16 protein-coding genes are annotated in these 15,579 nt (G+C 75.6%); 9 read left to right on the top strand and 7 right to left on the bottom strand.

All coding sequences use genetic code 11. The features are described from left to right. Positions 1–65 precede the first annotated feature (65 nt). From RSE42_RS01540 to hemL, 3 genes are read left to right on the top strand one after another with little or no spacing between them, the layout of a single operon-like run. A complete protein-coding gene (locus RSE42_RS01540; protein ID WP_415297692.1) occupies positions 66–1,082 on the top strand; it encodes a uroporphyrinogen-III synthase in 1,017 nt (338 codons plus the stop codon). Further along, a complete protein-coding gene (gene hemB, locus RSE42_RS01535; RefSeq protein WP_396049548.1) occupies positions 1,079–2,113 on the top strand; it encodes a porphobilinogen synthase in 1,035 nt (344 codons plus the stop codon). Before RSE42_RS01540 ends, hemB begins: the two co-directional genes overlap by 4 nt. Continuing rightward, positions 2,110–3,525, top strand: coding sequence for a glutamate-1-semialdehyde 2,1-aminomutase (gene hemL, locus RSE42_RS01530; protein ID WP_415297691.1), 1,416 nt, complete (start codon positions 2,110–2,112; stop codon positions 3,523–3,525). Before hemB ends, hemL begins: the two co-directional genes overlap by 4 nt. A gap of 90 nt (positions 3,526–3,615) precedes the next feature. On the opposite strand, the gene RSE42_RS01525 is transcribed toward hemL, so the two are convergent. From RSE42_RS01525 to RSE42_RS01515, 3 genes are all read right to left on the bottom strand, one after another. Further along, a complete protein-coding gene (locus RSE42_RS01525; protein WP_043658622.1) occupies positions 3,616–4,218 on the bottom strand; it encodes an HdeD family acid-resistance protein in 603 nt (200 codons plus the stop codon). Between the two features lie 159 nt (positions 4,219–4,377). Then, positions 4,378–5,475 (bottom strand): DUF2330 domain-containing protein, encoded by a 1,098-nt coding sequence (locus RSE42_RS01520; protein ID WP_085386779.1) that lies wholly within the window; start codon positions 5,473–5,475, stop codon positions 4,378–4,380. A gap of 84 nt (positions 5,476–5,559) precedes the next feature. Further along, entirely contained in the window at positions 5,560–6,042 is a 483-nt protein-coding gene (locus tag RSE42_RS01515; RefSeq protein WP_021483345.1) for a hypothetical protein, read from the bottom strand. 247 nt (positions 6,043–6,289) lie between these two features. Here RSE42_RS01515 and RSE42_RS01510 point away from each other — a divergent pair, with 247 nt between their 5' ends. The 3 genes from RSE42_RS01510 to RSE42_RS01500 all read left to right on the top strand — a co-directional run bounded on the left by RSE42_RS01510 (position 6,290) and on the right by RSE42_RS01500 (position 9,877). Beyond that, positions 6,290–6,628 (top strand): metal-sensitive transcriptional regulator, encoded by a 339-nt coding sequence (locus RSE42_RS01510; protein ID WP_061267062.1) that lies wholly within the window; start codon positions 6,290–6,292, stop codon positions 6,626–6,628. 24 nt (positions 6,629–6,652) lie between these two features. After that, positions 6,653–7,027, top strand: coding sequence for a heavy-metal-associated domain-containing protein (locus tag RSE42_RS01505; protein ID WP_137279901.1), 375 nt, complete (start codon positions 6,653–6,655; stop codon positions 7,025–7,027). Between the two features lie 207 nt (positions 7,028–7,234). Next, positions 7,235–9,877, top strand: a complete 2,643-nt coding sequence (locus tag RSE42_RS01500; protein WP_415297690.1) for a heavy metal translocating P-type ATPase — start codon at positions 7,235–7,237, stop codon at positions 9,875–9,877. Between the two features lie 116 nt (positions 9,878–9,993). Here the strand turns inward: RSE42_RS01500 and RSE42_RS01495 are convergent, their stop codons facing one another. Genes RSE42_RS01495 through RSE42_RS01480 form a run of 4 tightly spaced genes read right to left on the bottom strand, consistent with a single transcriptional unit; the run spans position 9,994 to position 12,839 of the window. Continuing rightward, a complete protein-coding gene (locus RSE42_RS01495; RefSeq protein ID WP_137279903.1) occupies positions 9,994–10,785 on the bottom strand; it encodes an ABC transporter permease in 792 nt (263 codons plus the stop codon). Continuing rightward, positions 10,782–11,774 (bottom strand): ABC transporter ATP-binding protein, encoded by a 993-nt coding sequence (locus RSE42_RS01490; RefSeq protein ID WP_144721048.1) that lies wholly within the window; start codon positions 11,772–11,774, stop codon positions 10,782–10,784. Before RSE42_RS01490 ends, RSE42_RS01495 begins: the two co-directional genes overlap by 4 nt. After that, the gene (locus RSE42_RS01485; protein ID WP_021482836.1) at positions 11,771–12,076 is read right to left on the bottom strand and encodes a transcriptional regulator; all 306 of its coding nucleotides are present in this window, start codon (positions 12,074–12,076) and stop codon (positions 11,771–11,773) included. Before RSE42_RS01485 ends, RSE42_RS01490 begins: the two co-directional genes overlap by 4 nt. Further along, positions 12,069–12,839 (bottom strand): hypothetical protein, encoded by a 771-nt coding sequence (locus RSE42_RS01480; RefSeq protein ID WP_137279905.1) that lies wholly within the window; start codon positions 12,837–12,839, stop codon positions 12,069–12,071. Before RSE42_RS01480 ends, RSE42_RS01485 begins: the two co-directional genes overlap by 8 nt. A gap of 179 nt (positions 12,840–13,018) precedes the next feature. Between RSE42_RS01480 and RSE42_RS01475 the strand changes: the two genes are divergently transcribed. From RSE42_RS01475 to RSE42_RS01465, 3 genes are all read left to right on the top strand, one after another. Further along, positions 13,019–13,987 carry an SPFH domain-containing protein gene (locus RSE42_RS01475; RefSeq protein WP_021482834.1) on the top strand — a complete coding sequence of 323 codons (969 nt, stop codon included), beginning with the start codon at positions 13,019–13,021 and terminating at the stop codon, positions 13,985–13,987. Next, a complete protein-coding gene (locus tag RSE42_RS01470) occupies positions 13,984–14,394 on the top strand; it encodes a hypothetical protein (protein ID WP_409141218.1) in 411 nt (136 codons plus the stop codon). Before RSE42_RS01475 ends, RSE42_RS01470 begins: the two co-directional genes overlap by 4 nt. Positions 14,395–14,556: 162 nt before the next feature. Next, positions 14,557–15,417, top strand: coding sequence for a CPBP family intramembrane glutamic endopeptidase (locus RSE42_RS01465; RefSeq protein ID WP_415298810.1), 861 nt, complete (start codon positions 14,557–14,559; stop codon positions 15,415–15,417). Positions 15,418–15,579: the final 162 nt, after the last annotated feature.

Below are 15,579 nucleotides of genomic sequence, written 5' to 3'. Positions count from 1 at the left end.
CCGCGCCCGTGGTGCCCCCGCTCCCGGCGCGTGGCACGGCGGGCGCGGTGGACCCTGGTGCCCCGGTGGACGCTGGGTACCCCGTGGACGCCGTGGGGCCGGTGGACGACCTGGACGCGGCCCGCCGGGCCGACGCGCTCGCCGGTCGGACCGTCCTGGTCCCGCGTGCGCCCGAGCGCGCCGCTGGCCTCGCGGCGACGCTCCGCGACGCGGGCGCCCGCGTCCTCGTCAGCCCGGCGATCGAGCGCGCGCCCGTCGAGGACACCGCGCCCGTCGACGGCGCCCTCGCCCGCCTGGTCCACGGCGACTTCGCGTGGGTCGTCGTGACGAGCGTCAACGCGATCGACGAGCTCGTCGCGAGCGCCGCCCGCCAGGGCGTCGACCTCGGCGACGCCGCGCGCCGGGCCCGCTGGGCCGCCGTCGGGCCCGCGTCGCGCCGCGCCCTGGAGGCGGTCGGCGTCACCGTCGAGCTCGAGCCCGACGAGAACTCCGCCCGCGGCCTCGTCGCCGCGTTCGCCGCCCTCCCCCCGTCGGACCAGGCCTCTACCCCGGCGGACCGCGGCTCTACCTCGGGGAACCAGGGCTCTACCTCGAGGGACCAGGGCTCTACCTCGCGAGGTAGAGGTGTGGTCCTGCTGCCGCAGGGGGACCTCGCGGCGCCGACGATGCACGACGGCCTGCACGACCTCGGGTACGTCCCGCACGTCGTCACCGTCTACCGCACCGTCACGCACACGCTCGCGCCGGACGTCGTCGCGGCGTGGCGCGCGGGCGCGGTGGACGCCGTCGTGCTCACCTCGGGGAGCGTCGCGCGCGAGGTCGCGCGGCAGCTCGGCCCGCGCGACGACGTCGTGGGCGTCGCGATCGGCGACCCGACCGCCCGGGCCGCGCGCGACGTCGGGCTGCGGCTCGATGCCGTCGCGGAGCGCCCGACCGACGCCGCGCTGGCCGCCGCGCTCGTCGGCGCGCTCGCCGCCACCCGCACCACCGCCGGCTCCGCCGCCCTGCCCGACGACCCGGCCGCTGCCCCGGCCGCCGGCACGACCGGCGTCGACCCGACCCCCGAAGGAGACCCCTCGTGACCCACCAGCTCCCCGTCGGGCACCACCGGCCGCGCCGCCTGCGCACGAGCCCGCGCGTGCGACGGCTCGTCAGCGAGACGCGCGTGCACGCGTCCGACCTCGTGCTCCCCCTGTTCGTCAAGGAGGGCCTCGACGCGCCGCGCCCCATCTCGTCGATGCCGGGCGTCGTGCAGCACACCGAGGCGACGCTCGCGGACGCCGTGCGCGACGCCGCGCGCGCCGGGGTCGGCGGCGTCATGCTCTTCGGCATCCCGGCCGAGCGCGACGCGACCGGCACCCAGGCGGACGCCGAGGACGGCATCCTGCAGCGCGGCATCCGGATCGCGGTCGAGGCGGCGCGTGAGCACGCGGGCGGCGGGCCGGTCGTCATGGCCGACACGTGCCTCGACGAGTTCACCGACCACGGGCACTGCGGCGTGCTCGCCGAGGGCCGGGACGGGGGCGTCGTCGTCGACAACGACGCGACGCTCGACCGCTACGCCTCGATGGCCGTCGCGCAGGCGCGCGCGGGCGCGGACGTCGTCGCGCCGTCGGGCATGATGGACGGCCAGGTCGCCGTGATCCGCGAGGCGCTCGACGCCGCCGGGTTCGACGACGTGGGCATCCTCGCGTACTCCGCGAAGTACGCGAGCGCGTTCTACGGGCCGTTCCGGGAGGCCGTGGACTCGGCGCTCCAGGGCGACCGCCGCACCTACCAGATGGACGCGGGCAACGCCCGAGAGGGCCTGCGCGAGGCCGACCTCGACCTCGCCGAGGGTGCGGACATGGTCATGGTGAAGCCCGCCGGGTCGTACCTCGACGTGCTCGCGGCGGTCGCGGAGATGTCGGCGGTGCCCGTCGCGGCGTACCAGGTGTCGGGCGAGTACGCGATGATCGAGGCGGCCGCGGCGAACGGCTGGATCGACCGGCGCGCCGCCGTCACGGAGTCGGTGCTCGGCATCAAGCGCGCCGGCGCGGACGTGATCCTCACCTACTGGGCGACGGAGCTCGCGGGCTGGCTGGACGAGAACGACGGAAGGACGCGGGCATGACGGACACGGGCGGTTTCGGGACGGCGGAGGCCGTGCAGGCGCAGGACGCGGCGCTGTTCGGCGCGCCGGGCGCGGGCGGGGCGGACAACCACGCCGCGTTCGTGCGCGCGCAGGGCGTGCTCCCGGGCGGCGTCAGCTCGCCCGTGCGCGCCTACGGGTCCGTGGGCGGCGACCCGCGGTTCCTCGCCTCGGCGCGCGGCCCGTACGTGACCGACGTCGCGGGCCGCGAGTACGTCGACCTCGTGTGCTCGTGGGGCCCGGCGCTGCTCGGGCACGCGCACCCCGACGTCGTCGCCGCGGTCCAGGAGGCGGCGGCACGCGGGCTGTCGTTCGGCGCGCCGACGCTCGGCGAGGTCGAGCTCGGGGAGGAGATCCGCCGCCGGGTGCCCGCCGCGGAGCGCGTGCGCCTCGTGTCCACGGGCACGGAGGCCACGATGACCGCGATCCGGCTCGCGCGCGGCGTGACCGGGCGCGACCTCGTCGTGAAGTTCGCCGGCTGCTACCACGGGCACGTGGACGCGCTGCTCGCCGAGGCGGGGTCCGGCGTCGCGACGCTCGCCCTGCCCGGCTCGGCCGGGGTCACCGAGGCGACGGCGGCCGAGACGCTCGTGCTCCCGTACAACGACCTCGCGGCGGTCGAGGCGGCGTTCGCGGAGCGCGGCTCCGAGATCGCGGCCGTCATCACCGAGGCGTCGCCCGCGAACATGGGCGTCGTCCCGCCCGCGGAGGGCTTCAACGAGGGCCTGCGCCGCATCACGGCGGCGCACGGCGCGCTGCTGATCCTCGACGAGGTGCTCACGGGCTTCCGCGTCGGGCCGAGCGGCTGGTGGGGCCTCGAGAACGCGGTGCTGCGCGGCCAGGGCGCGGACGGCTACACGCCCGACCTGTTCACCTTCGGCAAGGTCGTGGGCGGCGGGATGCCCGTCGCCGCGGTCGGCGGACCGGCGAGCGTCATGGACCAGCTCGCGCCCCTCGGACCCGTCTACCAGGCGGGCACGCTCTCGGGGAACCCCGTCGCGGTCGCCGCGGGCCTGGCGACGCTGCGGCTGGCCGACGAGACGGTGTACGCGCGCGTGGACGAGGTCGCGGGCGTGCTGTCGGCGGCGGTGAGCTCCGCGCTCGACGCCGCGGGCGTGCCGCACCGCGTGCAGCGCGCGGGCTCGCTCTTCTCCGTGATGTTCGGCGAGCTCGCCGCGACCGCGGGCGTGCGCGACTACGCGCAGGCCCAGGCGCAGGAGTCGTTCCGGTACCGCGCGTTCTTCCACGCGATGCTCGACGCCGGGGTCAGCCTGCCGCCGTCGGTGTTCGAGGCGTGGTTCGTCTCGGCCGCCCACGACGACACCGCCGTCGCCCGCATCCTCGACGCGTTCCCCGCCGCCGCCCGCGCGGCCGCGGAGGCCCGCCCCGCCTGACGGCGCCAGGCCGGAGCGTCCCACCCGCCGAGCACGGGGTTGCTGTCGTTCTGACGCTCAGAACGACAGCAACCCCGTGGTCGGCGGGGGTCAGTACGTGCCGGGTGTGGCCGCGCGTCCGGCCTGTCGGCCGAGCGAGCGGATCTGGACGCCGAACGCGATGAGCATGACGCCCCAGACGATCGCGAAGAGCGCGAGCAGCCACACGATCGACACCAGGCCGGCGTTGACGTTGAACAGCACGAGCAGACCGAAGACGATGCCGAGCAGGCCGGCGACGACGCCCCAGCCCCACCCGCTCCCAGGGACCTTGCGCAGGTCGAGGCTCGCGACCGTCTGGAACAGGCCGTAGACCACGGCCCAGAACCCGACGATCCAGGTGAGCACGATCGCGGTCTTGCCCGGCCAGACGAGCAGCACGACGCCGACCGCGAGGCTCAGGACGCCCATCGTCACGAGCAGCGCGGTGCCGCTGCCCGTGCCGCGGCGCCGGATGCCCTCGACGATCTCGACGATGCCGTCGACGACGGCGAAGATGCCGATCACCCAGATGACGACGGCCGCCGTCTTGTCCGGCCACGCGAGCGCGATGATGCCGAAGAGGATGGCGAGCACGCCGCGGATCACCGGCCAGTACCAGACCTGCTTCGCGGTGCGCGAGAAGGCGGTGAGGATCGGGTCCTGGATCGTCATGGTCACTCCCCTGCCGAGGTGACGGGCCGGCTCCCGACGGCCTGGGCCCGGGCGCCTCCCGCTTCGCCTCCATGGAACACCCGGCGGTGCCGCGTGTCGCGGCGAACCGCGCGTCTCGCCCGTACGGGGTGACCCGGGCAGCGGGCCGGGTCGCGTCGCTCAGGCGCGCGCGGGGTGCGGCGCGAGGGCGGGCGAGGGCGCGCGGCGTCGTCGGCCTCGCCAGACGACGAGCGCCGCGAGCGCGAGCACGCCGGCGAACGCGAGGACGGGCCCGGCGAAGAACGGCCCGATCCGCTTCTCGGCGACCACGGCGTACGTCGGGGTGAAGGCGACGTCCGCGGCGGCGGGGGCGAAGGAGAAGTCGGAGACGATCTGCGTCGCCGGCTCGGTGAACACCTGCTCGTGGGCCGTGACGAAGCCGCCGGCGGCGAGCAGCGCCGCGAGCTCCTCCGACGCGACGTCCGCCGGGTCGAGGCGGCCGGCGAAGCGCACGGTCGGCTCGTGCGCCTCGGCGGTCGGGTCGACGCGGTCGACGCGGTGGTCGGCCAGGACGTACGTGCGCGTGCTCTGGGTGTCCTCCGCGACGGCCGACATGCGCATGGGGTAGACGAGCGAGCCGCTCGGGAACGTGACCCGGAGCGGCTGGAGCGTGCCGTCGAACGCGGCGGCCTCCTCGGGCGCGAGCCGGGCCGCGACGAACGACCAGCCCTCGCCGACGTAGGGGGCGAGGGCCGTCCGGATCGTCTCGGGGAGCTGGAACCCGCGCTCGGTGAGCCAGGCGTCGAGCGCGCCCGTGTCGGTCGCGCCGAGCGTCGTGACGTCGAGCGGCCCGAGGCGGACCTCGTCGAGCACCGTGACGCCCGCGCCCGCCACGGCGTCCGCGCCGCTCCCGAAGCCGAGCTCGGGCCACCACCGGGTGTCGGAGACGACGGCGCGCGGCCGGGTGAGCTCGTCGAGCTCGCGGAACACCTGCGGGTCGGCGAGCGCGACCTCGGCGGGTGCGGGCGTGGGCAGCAGCAGGCCGACCTCGGGCGCGTTCGACAGCGTGGAGAGCTCGACGAGCATCGTCTCGGTGGTCCCGTCCCACTGGAGGACCGCGGTCTCGTGGGAGACCGCCGTGTCGTACGCGGGCCCGTCGACGAGGCCGCCGCACGCGCACGCGCCCGCGGGTGGCGCCGCGACGACGCCCGTCCCCGCGAGCGCGACCGACACCACCGCCACGCGCAGCGCGCGTCGTGCTCCGGCTCCCCTGCCCATGCTTGGGAGGGTAGGTGCGTGCCCGGGGCACCGCGCGGCGGGTGCCGAATCGTGATGCCGTCGTGACGGCGTCGTGACCGGCCGTCAGCCGACGGCGGCGCTCACCCCGAGGTGCACGACGACGCCCAGCACCAGGGCCCAGGCCGCGACGGCCACGACGCCCCAGGTGAAGACACGGGCGCGCGGGGCCCCGAACCCGACCATCGCCGCGGCGGTGACGTGGCTCGGCAGGAGCAGCGGCCCGAGGAGGCTGACGCCGGGCACGCCGTAGCGGTCGAACACCTGCCGCATCCGCTGGCGCTTGGGCGTGGTCTCGACGGTCCGTCCGCGCGTGATCCCGCTGCGCGCGGCGCCGATGACCCAGACGACCAGGGCGAGCGCGATCGCGTTGCCGACGATCGCGACCGGGATGGCGACGAACGGGTTGACGCCCGCCACGACCCCGAGGACCGCCGCGCCCTCGGCCTCGACGTAGGGGATCGCGCCGGCGAGCAGGACCCCGACCCAGCGCAGGAAGGGCGGCAGGCCCTGCGTGAGGTCCTGGAGCCCGGTGACGATGTCGGTCATGGTGCGCCTCTCGTTGGTGGTGCTTCCAGCCTCGCGGCGGCACGGCGTCTGCGGCAGTGCGGCCCGTCACCGGACGGGGTGGAGTCCTCACCCGACGGGCATGACACGTGTCATGCGCTCGGAGGGGATCGTCGAACCTCCCGACGGATACCTCACGGGGGTATGATGGGGCGTACCCTGACGGGGTATCACCGCCGCACCACCCGCGCGGCGGGCGCGCTACCGCGTCCTGGACGAGGAGGAGAGCATGAGCGACACGACCGAGGCGACGGCCGTCGAGCAGGAGCAGGCGGTCCACACCGGTCCGCACGGCTACGCGTCCGACAAGGAGGCGTACCTCAAGCGCATGCGCCGCATCGAGGGCCAGGTGCGCGGCATCGCCCGCATGATCGACGAGGACGTCTACTGCATCGACATCCTCACGCAGGTCTCCGCCGTCACCAAGGCGCTCCAGGCCGTGAGCATCGGCCTCGTCGAGGACCACCTGGGCCACTGCGTCGTGGACGCGGCCCGCCAGTCCGAGGCGGAGGGCGCGGCCAAGGTCAAGGAGGCCGCCGACGCCATCGCCCGCCTCGTCCGCAGCTGACCACCCCACCACCCGAGGAGCACCATGAGCACCGTCACGACCCTGGGCGTCACCGGCATGACCTGCGGCAACTGCGTCGCCCACGTCACGAAGGACCTCGAGGCCGTCGCCGGCGTCGAGAACGTGAGCGTCGAGCTCCGCGTCGGCAGCACGTCCGAGGTCACGGTCTTCTCCGACGACCCGCTCGACGAGGCCGCGCTGCGCGAGGCCGTCGACGAGGCCGGGTACGAGGTCGCGTCGGTCGAGGTCCAGCAGGACGCGCTCGCCGCGCAGTACGCCGAGCAGGCGGCCGACAAGCAGGAGGCGCACGACTGCACGTGCGGCTGCGGCACCGAGCCCGCCGCCGACGCCGCCCCCGCGACGAAGACGTACGACCTTCAGGTCCCGCCCCGCGCCTGACCGTCCCCGGTCCGCACCTCCCCGGTGCCCGACGGCGGGACGCGCCTCGACCGCACGAGGCCGCGACCGTCGTCGGGCACCCCGGGTCCCGGTCGCCACCGCGACCCCGACCCCCGCGCCCACCAGCAGCGCCGCGCACGCCGCGACGGCCACCACGCCGGACCACCGCGGCGACCTCGCCCCGCACCCCGTCGAGGAGCCCCACCGATGACCGCACAGCCCGCGCCCACCCCGACCGCCGCACCCGGCGGAGCCGCGGAGGCCCGGCCCGTCGCCGAGGTCGACCTCGCGATCGGCGGCATGACGTGCGCGTCGTGCGTCGCACGCGTCGAGAAGCGCCTCAACCGCGTCGAGGGCGTCACGGCGACGGTCAACCTCCCGCTGGAGACCGCGCACGTCGTCCTCGCGACCGACGTCACCGACGCCGACCTCGTCGAGGCCGTCGAGAAGGCCGGCTACACGGCCCGCGTCACGACCCGCCGCGCAGCCGCCGCGACCGACCGGGGCACTCCCCCGGCGGATCAGGGCGAGACGACCGCCGAGGCGGCGGTGCGGCCGGAGGACCCGGAGGCGGGCCCGCGCACCTCCGCCGACCCTGCCACCGAGCCGGGCCCCGCCATCGGGCCCGACCGCGCCGCCGGGCCTGACCGCGCCACCGCCGCACCCGACGACGGCGCCGTCCCGACCGACCGCGGCGCCGTGCTGGCGCAGCGCCTGCGCGTCGCGGCGGTGCTCACCGTGCCGGTCGTCGCGCTGTCGATGGTCCCGGCGCTGCAGTTCACCGGCTGGCAGTGGGTCGTCGCGGCGCTCTCGCTGCCCGTCGTCACGTGGGCCGCGTGGCCGTTCCACGCGGCGGCGTTCCGCGCGGCCCGGCACGGCGCGTCGACGATGGACACGCTCGTGTCGCTCGGCGTGGTCGCCGCGACGCTCTGGTCGCTGTGGGCGCTGCTGCTGGGCGGCGCGGGCGAGCTCGGGATGCGCATGGAGCCGACGCTCGTCCCGTCGCGCGGCCACGCGGGCGCCGCTCCCGAGCTCTACTTCGAGGTCGCGGCCGTCGTCACGACGTTCCTGCTCGCGGGCCGGTACGCCGAGCACCGCTCGAAGCGGCGCGCGGGCGACGCGCTGCGGTCGCTGCTCGCGCTGGGCGCGAAGGACGCGGAGCGCGTGCTGCTCGCCCCCGACGGCACCCCGCGCACCGGGCCCGACGGCGCGCGCGTCACCGAGCGCGTGCCCGTCGCCGACCTCGCGGTGGGCGACGTGTTCCTCGTGCGGCCGGGCGACAAGGTCGCGACGGACGGCGTCGTGCTCGAGGGGTCGAGCGCCGTCGACACGTCGCTGCTCACGGGCGAGCCGGTCCCGGTCGACGTCGGCCCCGGCGACGCCGTGACCGGCGCGACGGTGAACGCGGCGGGCGCTCTCCTGGTGCGCGCGACGCGCGTGGGCGAGGAGACGACGCTCGCGCAGATCGGCCGCCTCGTCACGCAGGCCCAGACGGGCAAGGCGCCGGTGCAGCGGCTCGCGGACCGTATCTCCGCGGTGTTCGTGCCGGTCGTGCTCGTGCTCGCGGTGGGGACCCTGGCCGCGTGGCTCCTCGCGGGCGCCGGGACGCAGCTCGCGTTCACCGCCGCGGTCGCGGTCCTCATCATCGCGTGCCCCTGCGCGCTGGGGCTCGCGACGCCGACGGCCCTGCTCGTCGGCACGGGCCGGGGCGCGCAGCTCGGCGTCCTCATCAAGGGCCCGGAGATCCTCGAGTCGACGCGCCGCGTCGACACGGTGGTGCTCGACAAGACGGGCACGGTCACCCAGGGCGCGATGGCGCTCGAGGCGGTCGTCACGCCGTCGGGCCGCGCGCCGCTCGACCGGCTCGTGGCCGACGGCCCCGCGGCTGCGGACGCGCGCGACGCCTTGCGCCACGCGGGCGCGGTCGAGGCCCTGAGCGAGCACCCGATCGCTCGCGCGATCACCGCGGCCGCGCGCGACCTGCCCGCGGGCGCCCCGGCGTCGGACGACGGCCCCCGGGTCGGGGCCGACGGCGTCGCGGTGGGATCGCTGCAGGCGTTCGACTTCCGCAGCGCCCCGGGCGGCGGGGTCGAGGCCGTCGTCCGGACCGCGCACTCGGGCCTCTCGCGGGGCGCCGGGGCCGCGGGGCTCACCGCGCGCCGGGTGCTCGTCGGGCAGCCCGCGTGGCTCGCGCGCGAGGGCGTGACCCCGGAGCCGGCCCTCGACGACGCGTTCGCGGCGGCCGAGGCGTCGGGGGCGAGCGCCGTCGTCGTCGCGTGGGACGGCCGGGCGCGCGCGGTGCTCGTGCTGCGCGACCCGGTGAAGCCCACGTCGGCCGAGGCCGTGCGCGAGCTCCGGGAGCTCGGCCTGCGGCCGTACCTGCTCACGGGCGACGGCGAGGGCGCGGCCCTCGAGGCGGCGCGCGCCGTCGGCATCGCGGAGACGGACGTCGTCGCGCGCGTCCTCCCCGACGAGAAGGTCGACGTCGTGGCCCGGCTCCAGCGCGAGGGCCGCGTCGTCGCGATGGTCGGGGACGGCGTCAACGACGCCGCCGCGCTCGCGACGGCCGACCTCGGGCTCGCGATGGGGACCGGCACGGACGTCGCGATCGAGGCGAGCGACCTCACGCTCGTCCGCGGCGACCTGCGCAGCGCGGCGACCGCGATCCGGCTGTCGCGCCGCACGCTGCGCGTCATCCAGCAGAACCTCTTCTGGGCCTTCGCGTACAACGTCGCGGCGATCCCGCTCGCGGCGGCCGGCCTGCTCAACCCGATGATCGCGGGCGCGGCGATGGCCGCGAGCTCGGTGCTCGTCGTCGGGAACTCCCTGCGCCTGCGCCGCGCTGCCTGACACCCGGCACCCGCCCCGGAACCGACACCCGCCGAACACGGGGACGGCGACCGGAACCGCTCGGATCCGGTCGCTGATCCCGTGCTCGGCGGGAGGGGTGGGGGTCAGAATGAGGGTCAGCGGAAGCGGCGGCCCTCGTCGCGGCGGTAGGCGCCGACCGCGAGGACGGCGAACAGCACCGTCCAGCCCAGGAGCACGAACCACGCCGCGCCGTACGCCGGCTCGCCCGTGAGGGCCTGGACGAGCAGGTCGCGGCCCGCGCGGGTCGGGGTGGCCTTCGAGATCGCGTCGAGCCAGTCGGGGAAGAGGAACGGCGGCAGGAACAGGCCGCCCGCGAACGCGAGCGGGAAGAGGATCACCTGCACGACCGGGAGCGCCGCCTTCGCCGACAGCGAGTAGCCGATCGCCATGCCGAGCAGCACGAACGGCACGGACACGAGCAGCACCGTCCCGACGCCCGCGAGGAGCTGGGTCGCGGTGACGCTCGCGTCGGTGAACAGCCAGCCGATGAGGATGAGCGGCACGAGGCCGAACAGCGAGAAGATCCCGCCGTTGAGCACGCGCGCCGCCATGCGCGGCGCGGGCCCCGCGGGCAGCGTGCGGACGAACGGGTCGAACGGCAGCTGCCGGTCCTCCGCGACGCCGAGCCCGTACGTGAACAGGCTCGCCGAGCAGATCGCGAACAGACCGAGCGACGCGACGGCCATGGTCGCCGCCACCGGGTCCTGCGCCACGGCCTTCTGCGGCACGACGAAGAAGAACATCGCGAGCGCGGGGAACAGCAGGTTGCCGAGCACCGCGACGGGTACGCGCACGGTCTCGAGGAACTGGTACTTGAGGTGCAGCCACGTGAGGCGCAGCGGCCCGGGCAGAGCCGCCGTCCGCGGGGTGGTGGTCGTGGTGGTCATCGGGCCCGTGCCTCCGTCGTCGGGGCCGCGTCGCGCGCGACCATCTGCTCGAACGCCTCCTCGAGGCTCGCGCCTCGGATCTCGAGGTCGTGGAAGTCGACGCCCGAGGTGACGAGCTCGCGCACGAGCGCGTCGGCGTCGGGCGTGTACAGCTCCTGGCGGCCGTCGCCGAGGCGGTCGGCCCGCACGACGCCCGGACGGTCGCGCAGGTCGACGGCCGACCCGACGACGACGCGCCGCAGGGACACGCGCCGCAGGATCGCGTCGAGCGAGTCGTCGGCCTTCACGACGCCCTGGTCGATGACGACGACGCGCTGCGCGAGCGCCTGCACCTCCTCGAGGTAGTGGCTCGTGAGCAGCACCGTCCCGCCGCCCGCGTGGTACGCGCGGATCGCGTCCCACAGCGCCTGGCGCGCGCCGACGTCGAGCCCTGTCGTCGGCTCGTCGAGCAGCACGACGCGCGGGCGGCCCACCAGCGAGAGCGCGACGGCGAGGCGGCGCTTCTGCCCGCCGGACATCGCGCCCGTCTGGCGGCCCGCGAGCTCGGTGAGGCCGAACTGCTCGAGCAGCTCCGCCGTCGGGACCGGGTCGGGGTAGTGGCCGCCGACGAAGTCCACGACCTCCCGCACCTTGAGCGTCGCGGGCAGGCCCGTCTCCTGCGGCGTGAGACCGAGGCCGACGCGGCTGCGCGCGTCGCGCGGGTCGCCCCCGAGGAGCCGCACCGTCCCGGAGTCGGGCCGCCGCTGCCCGCTGACCAGGGACAGCAGCGTCGACTTCCCGGCGCCGTTCGGGCCGAGCAGCCCGACGAGCTCACCACCCCCGACGGTGAGGGAGACGTCGTCGAGCGCGACGACCGCACCGAAGCGACGCGTCACGCGGTCGACGGCGACCACGGGCGGGGTGCGGTCCGTGCCCGACGGCGCGGGCTCGGCTCGGGCGGTCCGGACCGGGCCGGTGCGCGGGGCGCGCTCGGTGCGCTCGTCGCTCATGGTCGGGCTCCCTTCAGGAGGGCGTCGAGGGCGGTCGTGTAGTCCTCGAAGGCGACGCGACCGCGGGCGGTGAGGGACAGGTAGGTGGCGGGCGTGCGGCCCTCGTGCGTCTTGGTGACGGTCACGTAGCCGGCGTCCTCGAGCTTGCGCAGGTGCGTCGAGAGGTTGCCCGCGGTCATGTCGAGGAGCTTCTGGAGCTTGGGGAAGGACAGCTCGTCGCCCGTCGGGAGGGTGGCGAGCGTCGCGACCACGCGCAGCCGCGCGGGCGCGTGGATGACGGGGTCGAGCTCGGTCTCAGGCATCGGCCGCACCCTCCGCCGGCCGGGCGGGCACGGGGCGGGACGCGCGACGCCGTCGTCGGACGCGCACGACCTGCTCGATCCCGGCCATGACGAGGAAGCCGCCGCCGCCCGCGAGCGCCATGACGAGGTAGGTGAGCGGCAGCCCGGCGAACGTCGCGACGGCCGCGGTGAGCAGGATCCACACCCCGAGGACGAACAGCCCGCGGTCGCCGAACGCGGCCGCGCCGCCGAGGTAGAGGAGGCCGACGACGACGCACGCGAACGCGTTGCTGGCGAGCGCCATGACCTCCTCGGACGCCCCGGCGCGGGCCAGCCCGCCGAGCACGAGGCCGAAGCAGAGGAACCCGAGCATCCACGACCACCCGTACATCGCCCCGGTGCGGGCGCTCACGCCGCGCGTCCCGGCGGTGCGCGTGACGCTGTGGACGATCGTGAACGCGACGGCGGCCGCGATGAGGCTGAAGAAGACCCAGAAGGCCCACGGCTCGGGCTGGGCGCCCATGACCTGACCGGCGCCGCTCGTGACGCGGACCGTCGCGGTCCCGTCCGCGACCCGGACCGCGCTCGTCCACAGGCACAGGTAGCCGACGAGCCACGCGACGCCCCACGCGAGGAACAGCAGCCGGGAGTCGGGCTCGGTCGCCTGGCGCGCGCGCTCCTGCTGCTCCCGGATGAGGCGGAGCGTCTCGGCGGCGCCGAGGGACGGCTCGTCGGGCTCGCCGACGGCTCCGTCGTGGACGGCGTCGCCGTGGTCGGTCGTCATGGTGGCCTCTCGGTGGTGCGGGACGTTCCGGAAACTACTTTGCACTGCAAACCTGTTTGTAGATTCCCACACGCGGGCGCCGTCGCGCAAGACCCGGGAGACGGATGCGGCGCTCCTCCGAAATGTGATATCACTTTGCTATACACGACGCGGCCCCGCCGCAGGAGAGGACGACCATCGTGACCGAGAGCGCAGCACCCCCGCAGGAGTCCGTCGGCGGCGAACCGACCGGCCGCCCCGTCGGCCACGACGGCACGCGCGTCGACGTCACCGAGCGGCCCGCCTGGTCCCTCGGCGCGGGCGGCGCGGCCGCCGTCATCGCGCTGAGCATCGTCCTTCTCCTCGGCGGCACGGGGCTCGTCGTGGCCGCCGCGGCGGAGGCCGGCAACCCCGCCGTGCTCATCACGCTCGGCGTCCTGGCGTTCCTCGCGGGCGTGCTCGTCCCGACCGGCGTCGCCGTCATCAACCCCGGCGAGACGGTCGTCGTCCAGTTCTTCGGCCGCTACCTCGGCACCGTCCGCACCACGGGCCTCGTCGCGACGGTGCCGCTCAGCACCCGCCGCCGCGTGTCCGTGCGCGTCCGGAACTTCGAGACGAGCGAGCTCAAGGTCAACGACGCCGACGGCAACCCCATCAACATCGCCGCGATCGTCGTCTGGCAGGTCGCCGACACCGCCAAGGCGTCGTTCGCGGTCGAGGACTACGACGACTTCGTCGTGGTCCAGGCCGAGTCCGCGCTGCGCCACGTCGCCATGTCCCACCCGTACGACGACGCCGAGGCCGGCGAGGAGTCGCTGCGCGGCGCGACGGAGGTCGTCTCGGCCGAGATCGCGGCGGAGGTCGCGGAGCGCGTCGTCGTGGCGGGCGTCGAGGTCATCGAGGCCCGCATCTCCAACCTCGCCTATGCGCCCGAGATCGCGCAGGCGATGCTCCAGCGCCAGCAGGCCGGGGCGATCATCGCGGCACGCTCGCGCATCGTCGAGGGCGCGGTCTCCATGGTCGAGGACGCCCTGTCCCGCCTCGAGGCCGAGGACATCGTCACGCTCGACGACGAGCGCCGCGCGACGATGGTCTCCAACCTCCTCGTGGTGCTCTGCGGCGACAGCCGCGTGACGCCCGTCGTCAACACGGGGTCCCTGTACCAGTGACGCCCGTCGGGCCCACGCCGCCCGAGAAGCGCGACGCGCCCGACGACGGCGACCGGCCGTCGTCGGGCCGCGGCGTGCCCGCGGGGGAGCCGGCCACGCCGGAGGGCGACGCACCCTCGCCGGGCGAGCAGGCGTCGTCGGGCACAGCGCCCGGCGCGGGCGCGGGCGCAGACACGGGCACGGAGACGACCCCGGGCGCGGGCCGAGCGCAGCGGCCGCAGCGCAAGTCGGTCCTCCTGCGCCTCGACCCCGCCGTGCACGACGCCCTCGCCCGCTGGGCCGGCGACGACCTGCGCAGCGTCAACGCGCAGATCGAGATGCTCCTGCGCCGAGCGCTCGACGACGCGGGCCGCCTCCCCCGCGACGTCCGCCCACCCCGCCGCCCGGGCCGCCCACCTCGCCCATAACTCCCCACCCGCCGAGCACCGGGTCCGCGACCGCTCTCGTCTCGATCCGGTCCCGGATCGCGTGCTCGCGGGGCGCTCCGACCGTGGTCGGTGGACAGGTGTCGTCCAGGAGGCACCGAGGTGGCTTTCGGTGAGCGGTGCTATAACCGGACCGTGCCCGACCTGACCGCTCCCGGCTCCCCCGCCGCGCCCGTGCCCGGCCCGACGGCCGCCGTCGTCCCCGGCACCGCCGACGGCGCTCCCGCGCGCCCGGACCGCGCCACGCGCCGTCGTATCGGCGCGGAGATCTGGATCGTGCTCGGGCTCAGCCTCGGCAAGTCGGCGGTCTACGCGATCATCAACATCGTCGCGCGGCTCACCGCCGGGACCCCGCTCGGCGAGCAGTCCGCGAGCCTCAACGTGAGCCGGTCGGCCCGCCCGTACCTCGACCTCGCCTACCAGCTCGTCGGGATCTTCTTCGCCGTGCTGCCCGTCGCGCTCGCGCTCTACCTGCTCAGCGCGCGCGGCCGCTCCGCCGTCCGCGCCATCGGGCTCGACGGCGCCCGGCCCCTGCGCGACGTCGGCTGGGGGTTCGCGCTCGCCGCGGCCATCGGCATCCCCGGCCTGGGGTTCTACGCGCTCGGCCGTGTCCTCGGCATCACGGTCGAGGTGCAGGCGTCGGCGCTCAACGCCGCGTGGTGGACGGTGCCCGTGCTCATCCTCGCCGCGCTGCAGAACGGCCTGCTCGAGGAGGTCATCGCGGTCGGCTACCTGTTCGAGCGCACGCGCGACCTCGGCTGGGGCCGCGTGAAGTTCGTCGTGTGGAGCTCGCTCCTGCGCGGGTCCTACCACCTGTACCAGGGCTTCGGGCCGTTCGTGGGGAACGTCGTCATGGGCGTCGTGTTCTCGTGGTTCTACACGTCCCGCTGGGGCCAGCACCGCGTCATGCCGCTCGTGATCGCGCACACCCTGCTCGACGTCGTCGCGTTCGTCGGGTACGCGCTGCTCCCCCTGGAGTGGAAGCAGTCCCTGGGCCTCGCCTGACGCCGCCCGCCGAGGGAGAGCCGAGGTCGTCCGGATCAGGGCTCTACCTCGGCAGACCAGGGCTCTGTCTCGGCAGACCACGGCTCTACCTCGGCAGACCACGGCTCTACCTCGGCAGACCAGGGCTCTACTTCACCAGACCACCGCTCTACCCCACGGGAC

The sequence above is a fragment of the Cellulosimicrobium sp. SJTW-1 genome, from assembly GCF_047716875.1.
Lineage (GTDB): Bacteria > Actinomycetota > Actinomycetes > Actinomycetales > Cellulomonadaceae > Cellulosimicrobium > Cellulosimicrobium funkei.
The sequence above is the reverse complement of the archived record's forward strand: the minus strand, read 5'-3'. Positions and strand labels throughout refer to the sequence as shown.